This window comes from Citrobacter tructae (assembly GCF_004684345.1).
Lineage (GTDB): Bacteria > Pseudomonadota > Gammaproteobacteria > Enterobacterales > Enterobacteriaceae > Citrobacter > Citrobacter tructae.
The window spans coordinates 2,298,371-2,319,795 of sequence record NZ_CP038469.1 but is presented as its reverse complement, the minus strand read 5'-3'; the positions used below and the strand labels follow the sequence as shown (position 1 = coordinate 2,319,795).

8 protein-coding genes are annotated in these 21,425 nt (G+C 54.6%); 4 read left to right on the top strand and 4 right to left on the bottom strand.

Features of this window, described 5'->3' with window-relative positions; all coding sequences use genetic code 11:
* Position 1: 1 nt before the first annotated feature.
* A complete protein-coding gene (locus E4Z61_RS11935; protein ID WP_135322949.1) occupies positions 2–3,085 on the bottom strand; it encodes a beta-galactosidase in 3,084 nt (1,027 codons plus the stop codon).
* A 121-nt stretch (positions 3,086–3,206) separates the two neighbouring features.
* Positions 3,207–4,298 carry a LacI family DNA-binding transcriptional regulator gene (locus tag E4Z61_RS11930; protein WP_135324932.1) on the bottom strand — a complete coding sequence of 364 codons (1,092 nt, stop codon included), beginning with the start codon at positions 4,296–4,298 and terminating at the stop codon, positions 3,207–3,209.
* 304 nt (positions 4,299–4,602) lie between these two features.
* On the opposite strand from E4Z61_RS11930, the gene E4Z61_RS11920 reads away from it, so the two are divergent.
* Entirely contained in the window at positions 4,603–5,211 is a 609-nt protein-coding gene (locus E4Z61_RS11920; RefSeq protein ID WP_135322948.1) for a class I SAM-dependent DNA methyltransferase, read from the top strand.
* Here E4Z61_RS11920 and E4Z61_RS11915 read toward each other — a convergent pair.
* Both E4Z61_RS11915 and E4Z61_RS11910 read right to left on the bottom strand, forming a co-directional pair.
* Positions 5,208–6,158, bottom strand: a complete 951-nt coding sequence (locus E4Z61_RS11915) for a GlxA family transcriptional regulator (RefSeq protein ID WP_135322947.1) — start codon at positions 6,156–6,158, stop codon at positions 5,208–5,210. The genes E4Z61_RS11920 and E4Z61_RS11915 overlap by 4 nt on opposite strands.
* 18 nt (positions 6,159–6,176) lie before the next feature.
* Positions 6,177–6,953: an MBL fold metallo-hydrolase gene (locus E4Z61_RS11910; protein WP_135322946.1), complete on the bottom strand. Its 777-nt coding sequence runs from the start codon at positions 6,951–6,953 to the stop codon at positions 6,177–6,179.
* A 308-nt stretch (positions 6,954–7,261) separates the two neighbouring features.
* Between E4Z61_RS11910 and E4Z61_RS11905 the strand changes: the two genes are divergently transcribed.
* The 3 genes from E4Z61_RS11905 to imm45 are packed head-to-tail and all read left to right on the top strand — an operon-like array spanning position 7,262 to position 20,991.
* A complete protein-coding gene (locus E4Z61_RS11905; protein ID WP_135324931.1) occupies positions 7,262–8,899 on the top strand; it encodes a ShlB/FhaC/HecB family hemolysin secretion/activation protein in 1,638 nt (545 codons plus the stop codon).
* 12 nt (positions 8,900–8,911) lie between these two features.
* On the top strand, positions 8,912–20,680 hold the full coding sequence (locus E4Z61_RS11900) for a hemagglutinin repeat-containing protein (protein ID WP_167817551.1): 11,769 nt from the start codon (positions 8,912–8,914) through the stop codon (positions 20,678–20,680).
* A complete protein-coding gene (gene imm45, locus E4Z61_RS11895) occupies positions 20,680–20,991 on the top strand; it encodes an Imm45 family immunity protein (RefSeq protein ID WP_135322945.1) in 312 nt (103 codons plus the stop codon). Before E4Z61_RS11900 ends, imm45 begins: the two co-directional genes overlap by 1 nt.
* The last annotated feature ends 434 nt before the right edge of the window (positions 20,992–21,425 follow it).

The window sequence follows — 21,425 nt, the reverse complement described above, 5'->3', positions numbered from 1 at the left end:
ATTATTTTTGGCCCCAGACGAACTGGTAGTGGTAGCGTCCGGTGCTCAGCAGAAATTCCGGCGACACGGAAGGACTCCACGAATCATCGCCGCCGACGCCCATATGAAAGCCATCAATATTGAGCCAGGTGCCCGCTTCCGGCTGCAGCAGATGGCGGTGACTGGTTTCCATCAGTTGCTGCTGGCTAAAGCGGCTGATATTGAACAGGAAGTCTCCGCGCCACTGGTGCGCACCGTAGTGCAGTTCGCGTGTGCCGCAGCGCAGACCGTTTTCGCTCGGGAAAACATACGGGGTGTACATCTCATCAAGCGACAGATCCCAGCGATCGAAACAGGCGGCGCTCAGGCGATCCGGGTAGTTCTCATGCGGGCCGAGACCTAACCAGTTCACTCGCTCTGCGACCTGTGCCAGTTGGCAGCTTAGGCCGATGCGGGCCGGATGCGGCGTACCGCTGGCGACATCGACATCCACCGTTATCTGCATTTCACCATTGCCGTCAATACGGTAGGACTTACGGCTGATAAACAGAGTGTTGCCCTGATATTGCCAGGCATGTTCGGTGGTAATCAGCACTGCATTTCTTAGCGTGTCGGCAGCACAGTACAGTAACGTTGCCTCGACCTGATAATGACCGGCGGCCTTCCAGCGTTCAACCCAGGCATTAGGGTCGATGCGGGTTGACTCGCTCACGCCGATGTCGTTGTCCAACGGCGCACGGGTGAACTGGTCAGTGAGCGGGGTTAACAACTGAGGTTTATCACCAATCCAGTATTGTGTTAGCAGGCCAGACTGACGATCGAATTGCCAGCGCTTGTCGTTGACCGCCGCAGTAAAGGTACTCTCGCTAACGTTCAGTTGTGGCGTGGTGCTGATACGTGGTGGCTGTGCCTGGCTGAGTTTTTCTTCCAGCTTCCACTGCTGCCAGGCGCTGATATGGCCGGTATCTGACCACGCGGTTGCCACAGGCTGCTCTACACGCACCGTCAGCCAGAGCTGACCTGCGGTTTCCGGCATCGGGACATCTGGCAGGGTAATCACCTGGCGGCCCTGCGGGGCGATATCCAGCACGATTTCTCCGGCGGCCAGCGGATTACCGTCCTGGGTTATTGTCCAGTGCAGAATCTCGTTATCGCTGCGGCGGAACAGATATTCGCTGGTCACTTCAATCTGGCGTTCAGCGCCCGACAGTAACGTGAACTGGAAAAACTGCTGTTCATGTTTGGCCTCATATAACGCCGGGTGCGGGGTACGATCGGCGAACACCAGTCCGTTCATGCAAAACTGACGATCGTTAGGCGTGTCGCCAAAGTCACCGCCGTAGGCTGACCACGCCTTGCCGTTCTCATCATATTTAATTAGCGACTGATCCACCCAATCCCAGACAAACCCGCCCTGCAGGCGCGGATATTGACGGAACGCTTGCCAGTATTTGGCGAAGCCGCCAAAACTGTTGCCCATGGCGTGGGCGTATTCGCAGAGGATCAGCGGACGCTGTTCGCCGGGCATCGACAGCCACTTTTTAATCGACCATTTCGGTACCGCCGGGAAGGGCTGGTCCTGATCGACGCGGGCGTACATTGGGCAAATAATGTCGGTCGCCGCGGTATTTGCGCCGCCACCTTCATACTGTACTGGACGTGACGGATCGTCGGATTTTATCCAACGGTAGAGGGCGTCGTGGTTCGCGCCGTGACCGGATTCATTGCCCAGCGACCAGATGATAATGCTCGGGTGGTTGCGATCGCGCTGCACCATGCGCGTGACGCGCTGGCTCATGGCTGGCAACCATGCGGGATCGTCGGTGAGGCGATTCATCGGCACCATGCCGTGGGTTTCAATGTTGGCTTCGTCAACCACATACAGGCCGTAGCGATCGCACAGGGTGTACCACAACGGATGGTTCGGGTAATGGGAGCAGCGCACGGCATTAAAGTTGTTCTGCTTCATCAGCAGAATATCCTGCACCATCGTCGCCTCGTCCATCACCTGACCGTTGACCGGGTGATGCTCATGACGGTTGGTGCCGCGAATCAACAGTGGCTTACCGTTTAACAGCAGCAGGCCGTTTTCGATACGAACCTGACGAAAGCCAACGTCACAGGCTTCCGCTTCAATCAGCACTCCGTTAGCGGTGCGTAACTGGACAACGGCGCGGTACAGATTGGGCGTTTCGGCACTCCACAGCGCCGGGTTTTCGACGTTCAGGTGCAGGGTAACCCGGTCATGATAAGCGCCGCGTTCATCAACGATCTCGCTGCCGAGCGGGGAGGTCGTTTCGTGAGTGAGCGTTTTACCTTCCCACAATTGCAGAGTGACGCGTAAATCTTCGCTCTCGTTGCCCGCCACCCTGACTTCCGCTTCCAGCACTGCGCGACTGAAGTCGTCGTTAAAGCGGGTGTTAATGCGCAGGTCACTGATTTGCGTAGTGGGCTTGTGCAGCAGGGAGACATCGCGAAAGATACCGCTCATCCGCCACATGTCCTGGTCTTCCAGATAGCTGCCGTCGCTCCAGCGCAGCACCATGACGGCCAGGCGGTTTTCGCCGCTCAGTAGATAATCGCTAAGATCGAATTCAGACGGCAGGCGGCTGTCCTGACCGTAGCCGACCCAACGACCGTTGCACCACAGATGAAACGCGGAATTGACGCCGTCAAAAATAATGCGCGTCTGCCCCTCATCTAACCACGCGTCTTCAATATTAAATGTGAGCGAGTAACACCCTGTAGGGTTTTCCGCTGGAACATGAGGGGGATTAACCGGGATCGGGTAGGTGACGTTGGTATAAATCGGCGCATCGTAACCGTCCATCTGCCAGTTAGAGGGGACGTTGATAGTGTCAGCCTGTGGTAGATCGTTTGTCAGCCAGCTTTCCGGCACTGCCTCCGGCGCGGGAAACCAGGCGAACTGCCATTTGCCATTCAGCGAGCGTAACTGAGTCGAGCGCTGATTGATACGCGCATCATCCGCTGAGCGCCAGCTACAGAACGGCGGGTGCGCCTCCAGACGGTTGAGTTGCGTGACGCCGGGATTTTCCCAGTCACGGCGGGCCAGAACAGCGGAGAGTGAATCTGTGTTCAGGTTCATAACGGTATCCTGTTTGAATTTGTTATTCGCTCACAATTTCAATCAAAATACGGATAAGCGATCCCAACTGTAAAGGATGGGGCGTTCAATGAGTGAACTGACTCACACAATTGTTATGCGTTCACAATTTAGGTGCGAGCTGAGAAACTTGCCGCGCGAGCTGGATCAGTGAATTCGCCAGCGCCTGGGGAGAGGTGGTTTGCGTATCGGGAGGCAGAACCGTTTTGCGCTTAACCAAAGTTACGGGCAGCAGTTGGTTGCCCACGGTTGATTCGCCACGGGGAATTTGCAGCAGCCTGTCGACGCTGGTTTCACCCAATAACGGAAAATCCTGCCTGATAGTGGTCAGCGGTGGGATGTAGCAGGCGCTGTCTTCGGTGTCATCGTAGCCGATTACCGAGATATCCACCGCTACACGCAGACCGAACTCGCTGATTGCTCGCATCGCCCCCAGCGCCATTTGATCGTTGGCAACCAGCACAGCGGTGGGGAGATTACCGCTATTGAGCATATGCAGCGTTTGCTGAAAACCAGACATCGCGCTCCAGTCGCCTTCCAGTTCAGCTACGGGTTGCAGCTGGTAGTGCGCCAGATACTTGTGCCAGCCCGCGTGCCGGAGCCTTGCCGATACCGAAGTATGAGGCCCGCTCAGCAGGGCGATACGCTGATGCCCGTACTGAACCAGATGTTCAACGCCGAGGCGCGCGCCGTCGTCATGGGAGAAAATCACGCTGTTAATTGGCGTCTGGTCAGAGACATCGAGAAACAGCACTGGCACCGTGCCACAGGAGGCGGCCACGGCAATGGCGTCTTTTTCATCCAGCGGATAATTGATGATAAGCCCGGTTACGCGTTGAGAAAGCAGGTTGTGGACCGCGGCTTTACATGCCTCTACGCCGCTGCGCTCGACCATGGCGATCACCACGCTGGCGCCAGACTGGTCGGCGCGGGATTTTATGGCAGCAACGATTTGTGAGGGGGCGTGCAGGGCAAGGTTCGCCGTCACAACGCCAATCAGCGGCGTCTGTTTGCCTGCCAACTGCTGTGCGACGCGGTTAGGGATGTAATTGAGTTCCGCCATCGCGGCCTCAACTTTCTGTCGGGTTTTTGCGGAAACGTGGCTGGCCTGATTCACGACGCGCGAGACGGTCTGGTAAGAGACTCCTGCATGGTCTGCTACATCGTACAACGTTACCGGTTTCACGTTTATCACCCCTGTCATGTCGTTATCTGCACGCTATGATGCCACAGCGAGGCGGTTTTGGGGGATTTGCTCATTGGTTCTGCGAGGCGCATTCCAGGGTTGCGGATCGTGTGCTAGAGGATTTATCGTCGTGATGTTTAGAGCCTATCCCATTAGGACTATTTTGCTTGCCATTTTGAACCTGGACGGTGCTCAGAATCCTCACGTACTGCGTGTACGCTCCGGTTCTTCCGCGCTGACCGTGTTCAAACTGTCTGCGCCAATAACGCCTACTGGGATAGGCTCTTATACAGAATAAAAAAGAGAGGAAATCGTGAGCGACTCTGCGGCAAATAATATTCTGTCCATCTACCGACGCCATGCGGATGCCTTTGCCAGCCAGCGCTCGCGCACCTTGTTCGAGAAAAACTGGTTGGACAAGTTCATCACCGTGATGGGCGGGCAGGGCAGTATTGTGGATATTGGCTGCGGCAACGGTCTGCCGATTGCCGGTTATTTTATCCAGCAAGGCTTTCAGCTTACGGGCGTTGATGGTTCCGCGGCGATGCTGGCGCGCGCCCGGCAATCTTTTCCCGCACAGCGCTGGCTGGAGCAGGATATGCGCAAGCTGGCGCTCAACGAAACTTTTGACGGTCTGATCGCGTGGGACAGCTTTTTCCATTTAACCCAGCGGGACCAACAAAAGATGTTCCCGATTTTTGACCGTCTCAGCCATCCCGGTAGCGCGCTGATGTTTACCAGCGGTACGGATAACGGCATCGCCATGGGGCAATTTGAGGGCGAGCCGCTGTTTCACGCTAGCCTCGCACCGGATGAATACCGCGCATTGCTGTCAGCGCATGGCTTTGTGGTGGTCGAGATGGTGATGGAAGATCCGCACTGCGCCGGGCACACCATCTGGCTGGCGAAAAAAAGCGGTTAAACGCCACGAAAGGTTTTGCGCCATTCAGCCGGACTGACGCCAAAGTGGGATTTAAAATGCTGACGCCAGGTGACGGGCGACTGAAATCCGACCTGCTCAGCGATGCGCTCAACGGGCAACGAGCTGGATTCCAGCAACGTCTGGCTACGGCGCAGGCGCTCGGCAATCAGCCATTCCGCGACGCTCGACCCGGTAGCCTTCATAAAGTGGCGGGTTAGGGTGCGACGACTCATCATCACCCGCTGGGCCAGAACGTCGAGATTTTGGGGTTCGTGGAGATGCTGGCGCAAATAGTCGAGCAGGGCGTTGATGCGCTGATCTTGGGTGTTTTTCGCTACCGGTTGTTCGATAAACTGCGCCTGACCGCCCTCACGATGTGGCGGCACAATCATCCGTCGGGCAATCTGATTCGCCACCGTGCTACCAAAACGCTGGCGGATAACGTACAGGCAGCAATCCAGCGCGGCGGCGGTGCCTGCCGAGGTAATAATGCCGTCATCATCTACATACAGGGCGTTGATATCCAGACGAGCCGCCGGGAAGCGGGCCTGAAAATCCCGTTCGAACTCCCAGTGTGTGGCCGCCCGTTTGCCATCCAGCAGACTGGCATAGCCAAGGACAAATGCACCCAGACACAGCCCGACAATCTGCGCGCCGTTTTGTCGCGCACTGTTGAGTGCGTCAAGCAGGTTTTGTGGCGGGCGATGCGCCGTGGTGCCCCAGTAGGGGATCACCACGATATCGGCGGTTTCCACAGCCTCAAAACCATGAGCTGCGGTAATGGAGAAGCCATCCTGCGAGGAGACGATGCCGGGCTGTTCGGCGCACAGTTGCACCTCAAAGCGCTTTTTCACCGCCACTTTGTCACTGAAAATGATGCACGGCACCGAAAAGTGAAACGGGCTGAAATCTTCCACGGCAACAATGGCAACGGTAAGCGGCTGCATACGATTCCTCTGCGGGCATTAAAACGTCAGGGTTTCGCCATCTTCCGGCACGTTAACGAATTGCGCAATCTGGTTGTCGCGTGCGTACTCTTTCAGCGCCGCGCGGGTCAGCAGACAGTGGTTAATCGCTTCCATATGCGTTGCCACAATTTGTGCTTCGGGTAGCGTGAAGTGGGTTTTCAGCACATCTTCCGCGCCCATAATGATTGGCCCAAAACCGATGACGTGGGCAAATCCCGCATTCAGTACTACCACGCCGGGTTGGAAATTCCGCATGTTGGTTTCCACCTCGTCGCGCCAGATGGTGTCGCCGACCAAATACAGCGTTTTTTCCGCCGGATGCTGGAAGATAATTCCGCAGGCTTCGCCTAAGCGTTCCGCCATTTGCGGGATGGCGTAAGCGCGATCGGAGCCGTGCTGACCGCCGGTTTTACGCAGGGTGATGTCGCCCAGCATGGTGTTGTGTGTCAGGACGGTCAGTTGCGTGAAACCCTGACCTCGCAGCACCTGCGCATCCTGCTCATTTTGTACATAGATCGGTTTGTCTTTCGGCACAATGCGAGCCGCAGACTCATCCCAGTGATCTTCATGCAGATGGGTCACGATCAGCGCGTCGACGTTGAGCAGGGTTGCGATATCAACGGGTAGATCGACGGTTGGGTTGCGGATCTCCGCGCGTGCCGTTCCGGCAAAACCCGCATACGCGCCTTTCGCTGCCAGCATCGGATCGATCAGAAAAGTCATTCCACCAAAGGTGATGCGCTGCGTAGCGTTACGAATTTGCGTGATGTTCATGGTGTTTGCTCCACGTGTTGGGTCAGTGGTGTCATCGTAGAGTGTTGTCCAGAAGATGAATGTGGGCAAATGGGCGAGTAGCGATGAGATCGGGCCAATAGAGTAAGAATAATCTAATTAAAAAATATAAAAAATCCTAAAATGCAATAGGAATGAAGTGAAACAGCACTTAATGTCTTTACTTTTGTTTACATTTTGTGCTTTTTTAAAATGGTCGGCTGTGCTTTGCAGTCAAGTTCGCTTTCGTACTTTTTTTGGGGGTTGGGGTGAAGTTCAGGGATGAAAGAAAGTTGGCATTACTGATTGGGATGTTAATTTTGCCGTTCACAACTGTTTCTGCCGCACCACTCTCTCCTGCGGATCGTAATACCATTCAGCAGCAACAGCAGCAGCTACTTAATGAAAACCAGCGCCAGCGTGAAGAGCTGGAGCGTAGCGTTACGCTGCCTGAAACCGTAACGCCGAAAACGCCAGCCCGGGCTGAAGGGCCGTGTTTTATGATTTCACGCATTGATATTGACGGCGCAACGAAGTTGTCCGCCGCTGCCTCGGCAAAGCTTATCGCGCCGTGGGTGAATCAATGCCTGGATATTCCCCGGCTGACGGAACTGACAAATGCAATTTCCGACTGGTATATCAGTCGAGGCTATATCACCAGTCGTGCCTTTTTAACCGAACAGGATCTCTCATCCGGGGTGCTGCATATCGCGGTGCTTGAGGGGAAATTGCAGCAAATACGTCTGGAAGGCGTCCCATCGCGCACTCTGCTGATGACCTTTCCCGGAATGGAAGGAAAAATTCTCAATCTGCGTGACATTGAACAGGGGATGGAGCAGTTGAACCGGGTTCGCCAGACGCCGGTGGAAATTGAAATTTTGCCGGGCAGTCAGCAGGGGTTCTCAATAGTTAACCTCACCGCCACGCCAGAATTTCCACTCAGTGGTTCAGTGAGTTTTGATAACAGCGGGCAAAAGAGCACCGGAACCGGGCAACTCAGTGGTGCATTATTTTTCAATAATATGCTCGGCCTGGCAGATAAATGGTTTATCAGCGGCGGACGCAGCAGCGATTTTTCCAGTAGCAAAGATGCGCAGAACTTTGCAGCCGGCGTGAGTATTCCTTATGGCTACGGACTGCTTGATTACAGTTACAGCTGGAGTAACTACCTCAGCACTATTGATAACAATGGTTATGCCTGGCGTTCCACTGGTGATAGCGAAACCCATCGGTTGAACGGATCCTGGGTTTTGTTTCGCAATGGTGATGTCAAGACCGCTGCATCGCTGGGTCTCACGCATCGAATTAACCGTAATAGATTGAATGATGTCCTGCTGGAAACCAGTAGCCGCAAGCTTTCCAGCGTTTCGCTGGGCATCAACCATACGCAAAAAATTGCTTCTGGCGTTGCGACGTTTAACCCTTCATTCACCCAGGGCGTGCCGTGGTTTGGCGCAGAGGATGACAACGATAAACAGGGGGATGTGCCAAGGGCGGAATTTCGCAAATGGAGCGTCAATGGCAGTTTTCAGCGCCCGTTGGCTGAAAGACTGTGGTGGCTTAGCAGCGTCTATTTTCAATGGTCTGTGGACCGACTCTACGGCAGTGAACGCCTGACGTTGGGCGGAGAAACCTCAGTTCGCGGTTTTAAAGAACAATACATTTCTGGAGATAACGGCGGTTACTGGCGAAATGAAGTGAATTATTCGCTGTTTACGCTGCCGGTATTCGGACAGATTGGCGCGATGGCGGCATTCGACGGCGGCTGGCTGAAACAGGATAGTGTTGACAGGTATGCTTCCGGCACGTTGTGGGGGGCAGCGCTGGGATTAACCAGCTCAGGGCGCTGGTTCTCCAGTCAGTTTACCGTAGGAACGCCAGTTAACTATCCGGACTGGGTGGCACCGGATCATCTCAATGTGTATTACCGCGTTGCTGTGGCATTTTAAGGAACAAGGGTGATGAAAAAGGATCAGGTTCGTTTTTCCCAGCGTTTGTTAAGTGGCGTGTTGAGTGTCCTGCTGGCTACCCAACCGTTGCTCCCGGCGATGGCTGCCACCATCACGCCTGAAGGCAATACACAAATGGATAAAGCCGCCAATGGTGTTCCGGTGGTGAATATTGCTACGCCGAACCAGTCCGGGATTTCACACAACAAATATAACGACTACAACGTGGGAAAAGAGGGGCTTATCCTCAACAACGCGACCGGGCAATTTACCCAAACCCAGCTCGGCGGCATCATCCAGAATAACCCGAACCTACAGCCAGGAAAGGAAGCTTCAGGGATCATCAACGAAGTTACCGGCGCTAACCGTTCGCAGCTGCAGGGCTATACCGAAGTCGCGGGGAAAGCCGCCAACGTCATGGTCGCTAACCCCTATGGCATTACCTGTAATGGTTGTGGATTTATCAATACGCCTAACGCCACCCTGACCACCGGCAAACCTGTGTTGGACGCCAACGGCAACCTGCAGTCGCTGGATGTAAGCAAGGGCAGTATTACCATCGAAGGTAAGGGGCTGGATGGTAGCCAGAGCGATGCAGTGTCGATTATTGCCCGCGCCACGGAAATTAATGCTGCGCTACACGCCAAAGATTTGACAGTTATCGCAGGGGCGAATCGCGTTGCGGCGAATGGCCAGACGAGCCCGCTGAATGGCGAAGGAGAAGCACCGAAAATCGCGGTAGATACCGGCGCGTTAGGCGGCATGTATGCTAATCGAATTCATTTGGTCTCCAGCGAGAAAGGCCTGGGGGTCAACCTCGGGAATCTGAATGCCCGTCAGGGGGATATCACCCTCAATGCTAACGGGAAATTAACGATCGGCAACAGTCTGGCAAATGGTGGTCTTTCCGCCAGGGGCGAAGGCGTCACGTTGACCGGCAGTCATAAGACCGCAAGCGGGATGGTCATCAACAGCACCGGGGCGTTAGCGCTACAGGATGCAAATCTCTCCAGCGGCGCAAACGTGCAGCTGGGCAGCGATGGTAGGGTGACGATCGATGGTGGCGGAGTTGCCGCAGCTGGTGAGTTGCAGGTGTCTGCTAAACAGGATATAGCCGTTGCCGCAACCACTCTGGTTAGCCAGAAAAACACCTCACTACGCAGTGACGGTTCGCTGACAATCACCGACGGCAGCCTGACCAGTAAAGAAAAACTGGATATCGCGGGTACTAATGGGCTGACGCTGACACGTTCCACGCTGGGTAGTGATGCTGATGTTAGTCTTAACAGTAACGGCGATCTGTCGGCGAAAGGGGGATTGCTCTCTGCAGGTAACGAATTAACGCTGAAGGCACAGCGCATAACACTGGATAACGCCAGTCGGGCCGATGCGAAAGGCGCATTAAACCTGACCGGTAGCGAAATGAATAACCAGGGACAGATCAATGCGGTAGGCGCGTTGTCCCTTTCCGGTGAGCACCTCGTTAATGGTGGTCAACTGGCTACAAACGGCAGTCTTGATGCTTCTGTCAGCAGCCTTAACAACGCAGGTCTGATGCAGGGTAACAGCGTATCGGTCCACAGCGGGTCGCTGGATAATTCCGGTACGCTGGTGAGCGGCAGCCTGCTTTCAGTACAGACGACAACGCTGAATCAGCAGGGGACGCTGAGCGCGAAAAGTGATGCGGATATCCGGGCTGATGCCACGCTGTATAACAGCGGGAAGCTGCTTTTCGAAGGCGCATTAACGGTGCGGGCCGCTACGGTCGAACAACAGGGTATCTTCTCCGGCGACCAGGCATTGACCATCAATGCAGAGAGCCTCAACGCAGCGAAAGACTCGCTTATCACCGGACAAAAATCTATACAGATAAACGCTGCGCATAACCTTGGCCTGAACGGTCAGGTTAATGCGGCAGGTGCGCTTGGAGTTAGTGCAAAACAGTTGACGACCGGCAAAGACGGTCATCTGCAGAGTGGCCAGGACCTCGCGATAAATGGCGATAACGTGACGCTGGACGGTGTGCAGGCGGCAAAAGGTTCGCTGGACGTAACGGCAGACAGGCTCAGCCATGGCGGAAAATCCACGGGTACGCACGTTGGTTTCAGCGCGCAGCAGTCAGTTGATAACCATGGCGAACTGTTGGCAGACACCCTGACGCTCAGCGCGGCGACACTGACTCATAGCGGCAGCGCCAGCGCTGAACGCATCTCGATTATTGCACCTGAACTGCTGACCAGCAGCGGCTCTCTGATAGCCGACACGCTAACTCTCCACAGTCAGCATGCTGTGAATAGCGGTCTGATGCAGGGCAACGCGGCAATGGACCTGCAGATTGATAAGTTAGATAACCTTAGCGGCGGCTCGCTCTATGCCAGGCATTCTCTGGCGCTGGATATACCGTATCTGACCAACCATGGGCTGATTACCACCGACGGTTCATTGGACCTCAACGGTCGCCAGTTGGTTAACACGGGAGAAATTAACGGCGTTAATCTGCAAAGTAATTATGCGACGGTAAAAAACGAAGCCGCAGGGCGCCTGCTGGCGGACGCCTCATTATCTGTTAACGGACAGCAGACAGATAACCTTGGGCTCATGGCCGCCGATACGCTAGCGCTGAACAGTCAGGACGTGAAAAACGACGGTAATGTGTTGTCGGTGGGTGAATTGAGCCTGAAGAATCAGACCCTGCACAACACCGGCTTGCTGCAGGGCGGCACGCTGAGTCTGGACGCAAATACGTGGCAAAACAGCGGTAATGCGCTGGGTGAAGCAGGGGTGACGGCAACAGTACACGACGCGTTCACTAACCAGGGCAAGGTACTCAGTCAACAAGGTATGACCGTGCATGCCGCCAGTGCGAATAACAGCGGAATGCTGGCGGCGAAGGTGCTGGCATTATACGGCGATCTCAGCAACAGTGGGATCCTGCAAGGGAATCAGGCGCTCGCTTGGGATGGCAATCGCTTCACTAACCTTGCTGGTGGGCAGGTGACCAGCGGCGAAGATCTACAGCTCAGCGGAAAACGTTTCGAAAATGATGGCCAACTGGAGGGCCGTACGGCGGTAATTAGACTGGATAGCCTGCGCAATGGCGGTAGCGTTCAGGCTCTGGACAGCCTGAAGATTAAGGCTAACGGGCGACTGGATAATCAGGGATCGCTGCGCAGTCTCAACCTGTTTGAGTTGGCTGCGGCGCAGTTGTTTAACGACAAAACGATTGCAGCAAAATCCCTTAGTATTTTCGCGCCGGAGCTGGTGAATAACGGCATTGTGCAGGGTAATTCGGCGCTACAGCTCACCACCCGCAATCTGTTCAATGGTCAGCAGGGGCAATTGGTTAGCGGCGCGGGGCTGGATTTAGGCCTCGACTCGCTGGAAAACCACGGTCTGCTGTTGACGAATACCGACTTCACGCTGCGCGGCAGCAAATTAATTAACGCAGGTGATATTCAGGCCGATTCCCTGAACCTGACGCTGGCAAACTCGGTTGAAAACCTGGGGAGCCTGGTGGCGAAACAGGGGGCGTCGATGAATACTGCATCCCTGGATAACCGCGGTACGCTGGCGGCGAAAAGTGTCACTCTGGATGGAAAATCAATCCGTAACAGCGGTCTGGTACAGGGTAACGACAGTACCTCGGTTTCTGCGAATAACTTCACCACGGATGCCACAGGTAAATTGTTGGCCGGTAATGCGTTGTTGGTGCATACCGGTGCGATGGAAAATGCCGGTGTATTGCAGGGCGGAACTCTGGCATTCACTGCCGACTCGCTGAATAACAGCGGCGTGCTTAGCGGCTTACATGGCCTGGAAGGCAAGCTATCCGGGCGACTTACCAACCCCGGACACATTCAAAGTGGCGGCGCACTGACGCTTACTGCTGATGATATCAACAGCGCCGGACGTATTGCCGGTGACAGGCTGACACTTGCAGCCTCGACGTTAAACAATTCAGGCCTGTGGCAGGGGACTAACGGGCTTGCGCTGTCTGGCGATGTACTCACGACGGGCATAACGTCCCGTACGCTGAGCGGCGGCGCGATGACCTTCGATGCTGGCAATATAACGACGCAAGGAACGCTGCAGGGGCAGCAGCTTACGCTGACCGCTGATAACTGGCTGCACAAAGGATCGCTGATAAGCCTGGGTAATCTGACGGCTACTATAAACAACGGCCTTACCACATCAGGCGATGTGATGAGTCATGGCGGAATGTCACTAACCGCGCAGCAGCTTGATAACAGCGGAAAGCTGCTCAGCGAGAGCGACGTAACGCTCGACGGCGCACAGTTCGATAACAGTGGCACGGTACAGGGAAATACCCTGACCCTGCAGCAAAACCGGATCCACAATCAGGGCACGCTGACCGGCCTGCAAAGCCTGACGCTGGAGGCTCGTCAGCGTCTAATGGCGCGAATGGCGATGGCTTCACCGCAACAGGAATTGATTAACGCAGCAGGCGGTTCACTGCTGACGCAGGGAGCGCTGAAACTCACTTCTGGCGATGTGACGAATAACGGTACGTGGCAGGGACAGTCTGTTCTGCTCAATGCGCAAACGCTGACAAACAATGGGGCAATACAAAGCGCCGACGCCCTGAACCTTACGCTCGCAAATAACCTGACTTCTGCGGCTGGCAGCAAAATTACCGCCCTTGGTAACGCGACGCTACAGGCGCTTTCTCTGACTAACTCCGGGCAATGGACGGCGAAAAATCTTACGCTGAAGGGGACAACCCTTGATAACAGCGCGGCGATTAGCGGCGTAAATGCGCTCACGCTTGCCATGAACGGTGCGGTCAGGCAGCAGAAAGCGGGCAGTATGCTGAGCGGCGGCGCGTTGGATCTGACTGCGGCGTCAGTCACCAACGATGGCAAAATTCAGGGTGCGACGCTGGGCATGACGACCGGCGCATTGACCAACAGCGGAAGACTACAAGGGGATAATGGCGCAACGCTGTCGCTGAGTGGTGATTTGATAAACCAGGCTTCCGGGGAGATTGTCAGCCGCCAGGGGCTGACGCTTTCTACGCCAGTGCTGTCCAACTACGGTTTAATGCAGGGCGGCGGAGAGACCCATCTTAACGCCACAACTCGCGCGCTCAATGACGGCAAACTGCTTTCCGGCGCGGGAATGACGCTGACCACGGCGCAGTATTCCGGTGCAGGCTGGTTACAGGCGACAAACCTCATTCTGAATGCGGCAACGGCCACCAATGACGGTAACTGGCTGGCCGACAGCGCCACGCTTGCAGGGACCAGGTTTACCAACCAGGGAACCGCGCAGGCCGGTCAACTGTCGGTGAAATACGTGCAACTGACGAATAACGGTACGCTGTTAGGCAACTCGCAGCTGAGTGTGAATGCCAGCGAAGTTAATCAGAATGCGGCCGGGAAACTGTTCAGCGGCGGCGACCTGTCCGTTGAAAGTCGCGGGCTGGGTGCGTTGGGACAGGTGGTTGCGCTGGGTAATCTGACGCTGAGGCTGGTGAATGATTTTACTGCGCAAAGCGCTTTTGCCGCGGGTAAAACGTTGACCATTACCAGCGATGGCGCTATCGACAACCGTAGCGTGCTTCAGGGGCAATCGCTCAACCTGGCGGCGGGCGGACAGCTCAGCAATAACGGACAAATTACAACTGGCAACGGCGTCAGTTATTTTAGCGGCGACAGCGTAGCGCTCAATGCCGCCGGAACGTTACAGGGCGGTGGCGATATTACGCTGACCAGTCGCGGTAATATTTCAGTCGCTGGTTTCACCGGAACTCGTGGCTCTCTGACGCTCAATGCACCGGGCGCCATCGTCAATACGGCGCTGTTGTACGCGGCAAATAATCTGGCGCTTTATGCTAACACCATTACCAACCAGCGCGGCGATATTCTCGCGGGCAACAATCTGTGGATGCAGCGAGATGCTGCGGGCAATGCCAACAGCGAAGTGGTCAACACCTCCGGCAATATCGAAACCCAGAACGGTGATATCACCATCAAAACAGGACATCTGCTGAACCAGCGGGATGGTCTGGTGGTAAGTAATGGCAAAACTGAAGATCTGACACAACAGTACGCTTGGCTGAATGAGAGTTTTGCAGATATTCCTCTTTCTGAGCTGAAACTTGGAACTGACTATGGCTACATTGTTAACCGATCCTGCAGCGGTGGAGGGAGTCCGGGGCACGGCGCTAGTCCTGATTGTTACAACATAGCTGTTCCTAAGGCGATGAAAAATAGTCCGGCTAAGGAGATTGCAATCTCACGTTCTACCCTTTCTGTATCAGCCAATGGTGGGGCGGGACGCATTAGTTCATCTCGTGGAATGGTCATTCAGGCGGGACATCTGGAAAATAGTGCAAGTACGCTATTGGCTGGTGGGGATATGCATCTTTCGGGTACAACCCTGCAAAATCAGTCCTGGACAGACGGTACAGTTACCCGTTATCGGACATATATTGCTGACCAACAAGATAACAAATGGGAGACGCCTGTTGCTTCAGTAAAAGCCGATAGTTATAGAAAGAACCCAATTCACTACATTGCACAAGGAAGCGATCGAGAAGATGCTGCGGGTGCAACGATATATCGTTCGGTGATTCAGTCGAGCGGAAAAACTCTGGCTGTTTTTTCGCAAGATATTAGCAATACCAGTACCACGCCTAATACGGGAGGGGGGATAAATACCATCGTTACCCCAACCCTCAACACCCTCAGCAACCAAACCATCAGTAATGGGGTGCAGAAGCAGGCGTTGGCAGGCAATGACACGGTGAGCGTCAGTTCCCCACAGTGGAACGATCGACTGCATGACGCATTGCAGCAGATTAACGGCGGCGGCGCGCTGGAAAGCGGTGGCGTATCAGACTCTACGCTCAACCCTGTTTCTACCACGCAGAAAGGTAACGCCAGCCTCGGTCAACTCAATGGCCTGATTAACCCAGGCGAGAAGGGCGTGAATGCTGCCGGGCAAAATCAGGGCAAAACGGTGGATACCAGCGCGTATCCGTTACCTTCCGGAAAGAACGGGTATTTCGTCGTCTCTGACGATCCGAAAAGCCCGTACCTGATCAACGTTAACCCGAAACTGAACGGTCTTGGTCAGCTCGATCCCAGCCTGTTTGGTGATTTGAATGCAATGCTGGGTATCAAACCTGGCGAAGCGCCGCGTGAAACCAATATTGCGTATACCGATCAAAACCAGTTCCTGGGATCGGCCTATATGCTCGATCGTCTCAAACTGAACCCGGAATATGACTACCGCTTCCTCGGTGATGCGGCGTTTGATACTCGCTATGTCAGTAACGCCATGCTGAATCAGACGGGAAGTCGATATATCAACGGTATTGGTTCTGACCTTGATCAGATGCGTTATCTGATGGATAGCGCTGCCAGTACCCAGCAGTCGCTGGGACTGAAATTTGGCGTGGCGCTGACGGCCGATCAAATAGCGTCCCTTGAGCACAGCATGCTGTGGTGGGAAGCCGCGACCGTCAACGGTGAGACGGTAATGATACCGAAGCTGTATCTCTCGCCGAAAGATATCACCGTGAACAACGGTAGCGTCATTGCCGGGAATAATGTTCAACTGACCAGCGGGAATATCACCAACTCCGGCAGCACGCTGTTGGCGAGAAACGATCTCACCCTCGACAGCCAAAACAGTATTAACAACCTTAACAATAGTCTGATGCAGGCCGGGGGCAACCTCGACCTGAGCGCGATGGGTGATATCAATAACGTCAGCTCCGCCATCAGCGGAAAAACGGTGGCGCTGGAAAGCCTGGGCGGCAACATCAATAACCTGACGCTGGCGGAACAGATTGATGTGAGTGCCAGGGACAAATACCGCAACGTGAGCTTTAAAGATACGTTGCTGGGGTCTACGGCATCCATTACCGCGCAGGACGGATTGTCGCTCTTGGCAGGTAAAGATATCACCGTTACGGGCGCGAATCTCTCTGCAGGCGGTTCATTGCTGATGGAGGCGTGGGGAGATATTGCGGTAAATGCCAACCAGATTAACGATGCCCGGAGCCACTCCGGACGCTGGATAACTGAGACTAGCCGTTCGTCAGTGGACTGGCAGGGTAGCACCATCAGCGCGGGCGGTAACCTCGGTATCAATGCCGGGAATAACCTCAACGTCACCGCCAGCAATGTTAACGCGGGAGGGAATGCTCAGCTTACAGCGGGTAACGATCTCAGTCTGAATGCGGCCACCACTCAGCAGAATAGCCGTAACGGCGGCAGTGAATCGCACAGTACAGGGCTTTCCCGTACCACCGTGTCAGCGGGTGACAATCTGGTGTTGAAAGCGGGTCAGGATATTAATTCCCACGCGGCCGGGCTGGCAGCGGAAAATGATGTCGGCTTCCAGGCCGGGCGAGATGTCAACCTGCTGGCTGAAGCAACGACCGACGGCGACAGCTATCGTGCGAAGAAGAAAACCGTGGTCAATGACGCCGTACGCCAGCAGGGGACGGAAATTGCCAGCGGTGGCGACACGGTCATTATCGCCGGGCGCGATGTGAGTGCGCAGGCAGCGGATGTTACGGCGCAGGGCGATATCGGCGTCACGGCAGGCCGGGATGTGAATCTCACGACCGCCACAGTGAGCGATTATCACTACCAGGAAACCACGAAAACCAAAAAAGGATTCCTCAGTAAAAAGACTACCCATACGATTGAAGAAGACAGTGCTACGCGGGAAAAAGGCGCGTTGCTGAGCGGGGACAATGTGACTGTCGCCGCCGGGAATAACATTCTGGTACAGGGCTCAGCCGTTGCCGGTGACGGCAATGTGGCGCTGGGGGCTGGCAACAATGTGGATATTGTTGCCGCGACCAATACGGATACCTCATGGCACTTTAAAGAGACGAAAAAGAGCGGGCTGATGGGGTCGGGCGGGATCGGCTTCACCATAGGTAGCAGTAAAACGACGCACGATCTGCGCGAAAAAGGCACCACCCAAAGCGAGAGCTTCAGTACTGTCGGCTCAACGGGGGGCAACGTCAGTATCACCGCAGGCCAGCAGGCACATATCGGCGGCGCGGATATCATCGCCCAGAAAGATATTGCTGTTCGCGGCGATAGTGTACTTATTGAACCGGGACACGACAAACGCACCCGTGATGAGAAGTTTGAGCAGAAAACCAGCGGACTGACGGTGGCGTTGTCAGGGGCTGTGGGCAGTGCGGTGAACAGCGCGGTTTCAGCAGCGCAGGATGCGAAAGATGAGAGTGATGATCGGCTTGCAGCTCTGAAGGCAACGAAAGCGGCGCTTTCCGGCGTGCAGGCTGCGCAGGGGGTTGCAGTTGCTCAGGCTGGCGGCGATCCGAATAACGGTATAGGCGTCAGCATTTCTCTGACTTCCCAGAAATCAAAGTCTGAGCAGCATGCCCGGAGTGATACTGTGGCAGGCAGCACCCTGAATGCAGGCAACAATCTGGCTATTACGGCGACGGGTAAAGGTCAGAGCGGGAACAGCGGCGATATTCTGATCGGCGGCAGCCAGATAAAGGCGGGTGGGGACACCACGCTTGCAGCAGCGAATGATATCGTACTGAGCGGTGCGGCAAACACTCAACAGACAACCGGGAAAAATAGCAGCAGCGGCGGCGGTGTAGGGGTCAGCATTGGCGGAGGAACCAATGGCTATGGTATCAGCGTCTTCGCCAACGTGAATGCGGCAAAAGGACATGAGAAGGGTAACGGCACGGCGTGGACGGAGACCACACTGGACAGCGGTGGCATTGTATCGATGACCAGTGGTCGCGATGCCCTTCTGAATGGCGCGCAGGTCAGCGGCGATAAAGTGGTCGCGGATATTGGTCGAGACCTGTGGATGAGCAGCCAGCAGGACAGCAACGACTACAAATCGAAGCAGAACAGCGTAGCGGCAGGCGGCAGTTTTACCTTCGGTAGCATGACCGGTTCGGGCTATATCAGCGCCAGCCAGGACAAGATGAAAAGCACTTATGACTCGGTTCAGGAGCAGACAGGGCTTTTTGCGGGCGATGGCGGATTTGATGTGGCGGTGGGACGTCACACGCAACTGGACGGCGCGGTAATCGCTTCGACGGCAACGGGGGACAAAAACAGCCTGGATACCGGAACGCTGGGGTTCAGGGACATTCATAACGAAGCGGATTTTAAGGTCAGTCATTCAGGCGTCAGCCTGAGTGGCGGCGGTTCTTTTGGCGGCGACACGTTCAAAGGCAATATGCCAGGCGGGATGATATCAGCCGGAGGCAACAGCGGGCATGCGGAAGGAACTACGCAGGCGGCGGTAGCGGAAGGAACAATTACGGTTCGTGATACAGCGAACAAGCAGCAGGATGTATCCGGTCTGAGCCGTGATACGGAACATGCGAACGACAGCATCAGCCCGATTTTTGACAAAGAGAAAGAGCAGAAGCGGCTGCAGACGGTAAGTCTCATCAGTGATATTGGCGGTCAGGCAGCGGATATTGCCAGAACACAGGGAGAGATAAATGCGCTGAAAGAGGCGCGCAGGGACAATCCGAATCTGCCTGCGGATAAGCTGAAAGATACGCCGAAGTATAAGGAAGAACTGGCGAAGTATGGCACGGGCAGCGATATTCAGCGGGGGATTCAGGCGGCAACGGCGGCGCTTCAGGGGCTGGCTGGTGGTGATATGGGGGCCGCGCTGGCGGGGGCGTCAGCACCGGAGCTAGCGCATCTGCTTAAATCGACAGAGGGCAATACTGCGGTAAATGTTATTGCCCACGCGATACTGGGCGGCGCAGTGGCGGCGATGCAGGGAAACAGCGCGGCAGCGGGCGCAGCGGGTGCGGCAACGGGTGAACTTGCGGCCCGGGCGATTGCAGGTATGCTGTATCCTGATGTGACTGACCTGTCGCAACTGAGTGAGGATCAGAAGCAGACCATCAGCACGCTGGCAACGATATCAGCAGGGATGGCCGGTGGTCTGTCGGGTGACAGTACGGCGTCGGCGGCTGCCGGGGCGCAGGCCGGGAAAAATGCGGTTGAGAATAACTCGCTCAGCGGTGATAAGGCCCGAGAAGCGGCGAAGCAGGCGGCTGAATCTCTGAAAAATCAGGTCAGGGAAAAGCTGGGTGAAGGCACCACTTCTGCTATCGCAAACGCCATTATCAATGGTCTTGCTGATACCGGTGATGCAGCATTAGGCTCTGCGGACTACGCGGCTGATGCGGCGATGGCACTGGCTTCCTGTGCTGCCGGGGATAGCTATTGCAGCAAAGCGATGAGCGACTTGGCAGGGAAGAATCAGGCAGTAGCAGATAGCGTTACTGCGTTGATGAAGAGTGAAACCTGGTCAGCGATAGCTGATACAGTTAAAGAAGCTTCAACAGGGAACCAGACGGCGCTGGAAGCGACAGGTGGAATACTGGCAAGTATCATTCTGCCTGGTAAGAAAGTCCCTGGTGCTATTAAAGTAGTTGATCCAACTATAAAAATTGCCACAGGGAGTACTGTTGGTGCTTTTGAAGCGAGCCTGTCCAAGCTTCCACCAGGAGAACGAGTAGCTATTGTAAAAGAAACAGTTAATAAAGTTGTCCTTGAACAAGGTATGGTGAAAGACAATAAGTTGACCAAACTAAATAATCGAGATGTTTATCGAGGAGCAGATGGCAATTTATATGCACTTGATACCCAGCATGGCCGATTTGAGGCTGTCAGCCCGAAAGGTAAGCATTTGGGCGAAGTTGATTTCTCTATGCAAAAAATCCCTAACAGCCTAGATAAGTCAGGTGGCCATGATTTGAAGGTGAAATAATGAAACTTATTGACTATAAGAATAAATCTATCAAGCGAGGAACTATCTTTAGGTTACCTGCTGTTTGGCCATATGAAAAATGGGTTGATTTTATGGTCATAGATTTATTTGAAACTCATGGCTTAGTTGTATCTTCGGGTCACAAAGCTGGCCTGATTTTAATATCTTTACCAATCGAAAGTGCATCAATCGAAGGTAGAGCATTAAGTACAGAATGGGTCATTACCAATTGGGCTAAATGGATATATCCGGAATGTAATGTCGAAGATGTTTATATCCTTAATGGATATGTGGCAACTCCCATTGAATAAACAACGATCCCGGCCAAAGCGTGCCGGGATCTTTTTAGCTGTTACTTAGCCAGCGGCCGTATGACCAGTTGTCCGTGCTTAACGGTCTTAGTGGCAGGTGTATCCGTCCCGAATACTACAGCGGGTGTTGTGGTTGCTCTTTAACATCATCGTGGAAAACGGCATAACGGGCTGAAAACGCGCGTCGGGGCTTCGTCGTCCGTGCATCAGAATGCACAGGCAAAAAAATGTTGCAACTTACTAATTTTGAAGGGTAAAAGTAAGTTCAAAGCACTGTCTTATGTCAGAGTTAGTTGTTGTTGAGAATAACTACTTAAGCTCTAAAGAAGCACGACAACTTGATCAGGAATTAACCGAATACTAAGCTTCTGGCGGAGACTGCAAATCTGTTGTTCAGAAGTATCTGGATATTAGTAACAAAAACAGCAAGGAGC

Bases quoted from the DNA above. Each gene is read 5' to 3' on its own strand.
- E4Z61_RS11910 (WP_135322946.1), bottom strand. From the start codon at position 6,953: ATGAACATCACGCAAATTCGTAACGCTACGCAGCGCATCACCTTTGGT.
- E4Z61_RS11915 (WP_135322947.1), bottom strand. From the start codon at position 6,158: ATGCAGCCGCTTACCGTTGCCATTGTTGCCGTGGAAGATTTCAGCCCG.
- E4Z61_RS11900 (WP_167817551.1), top strand. From the start codon at position 8,912: ATGAAAAAGGATCAGGTTCGTTTTTCCCAGCGTTTGTTAAGTGGCGTG.
- imm45 (WP_135322945.1), top strand. From the start codon at position 20,680: ATGAAACTTATTGACTATAAGAATAAATCTATCAAGCGAGGAACTATC.
- E4Z61_RS11905 (WP_135324931.1), top strand. From the start codon at position 7,262: ATGTTAATTTTGCCGTTCACAACTGTTTCTGCCGCACCACTCTCTCCT.
- E4Z61_RS11935 (WP_135322949.1), bottom strand. From the start codon at position 3,085: ATGAACCTGAACACAGATTCACTCTCCGCTGTTCTGGCCCGCCGTGAC.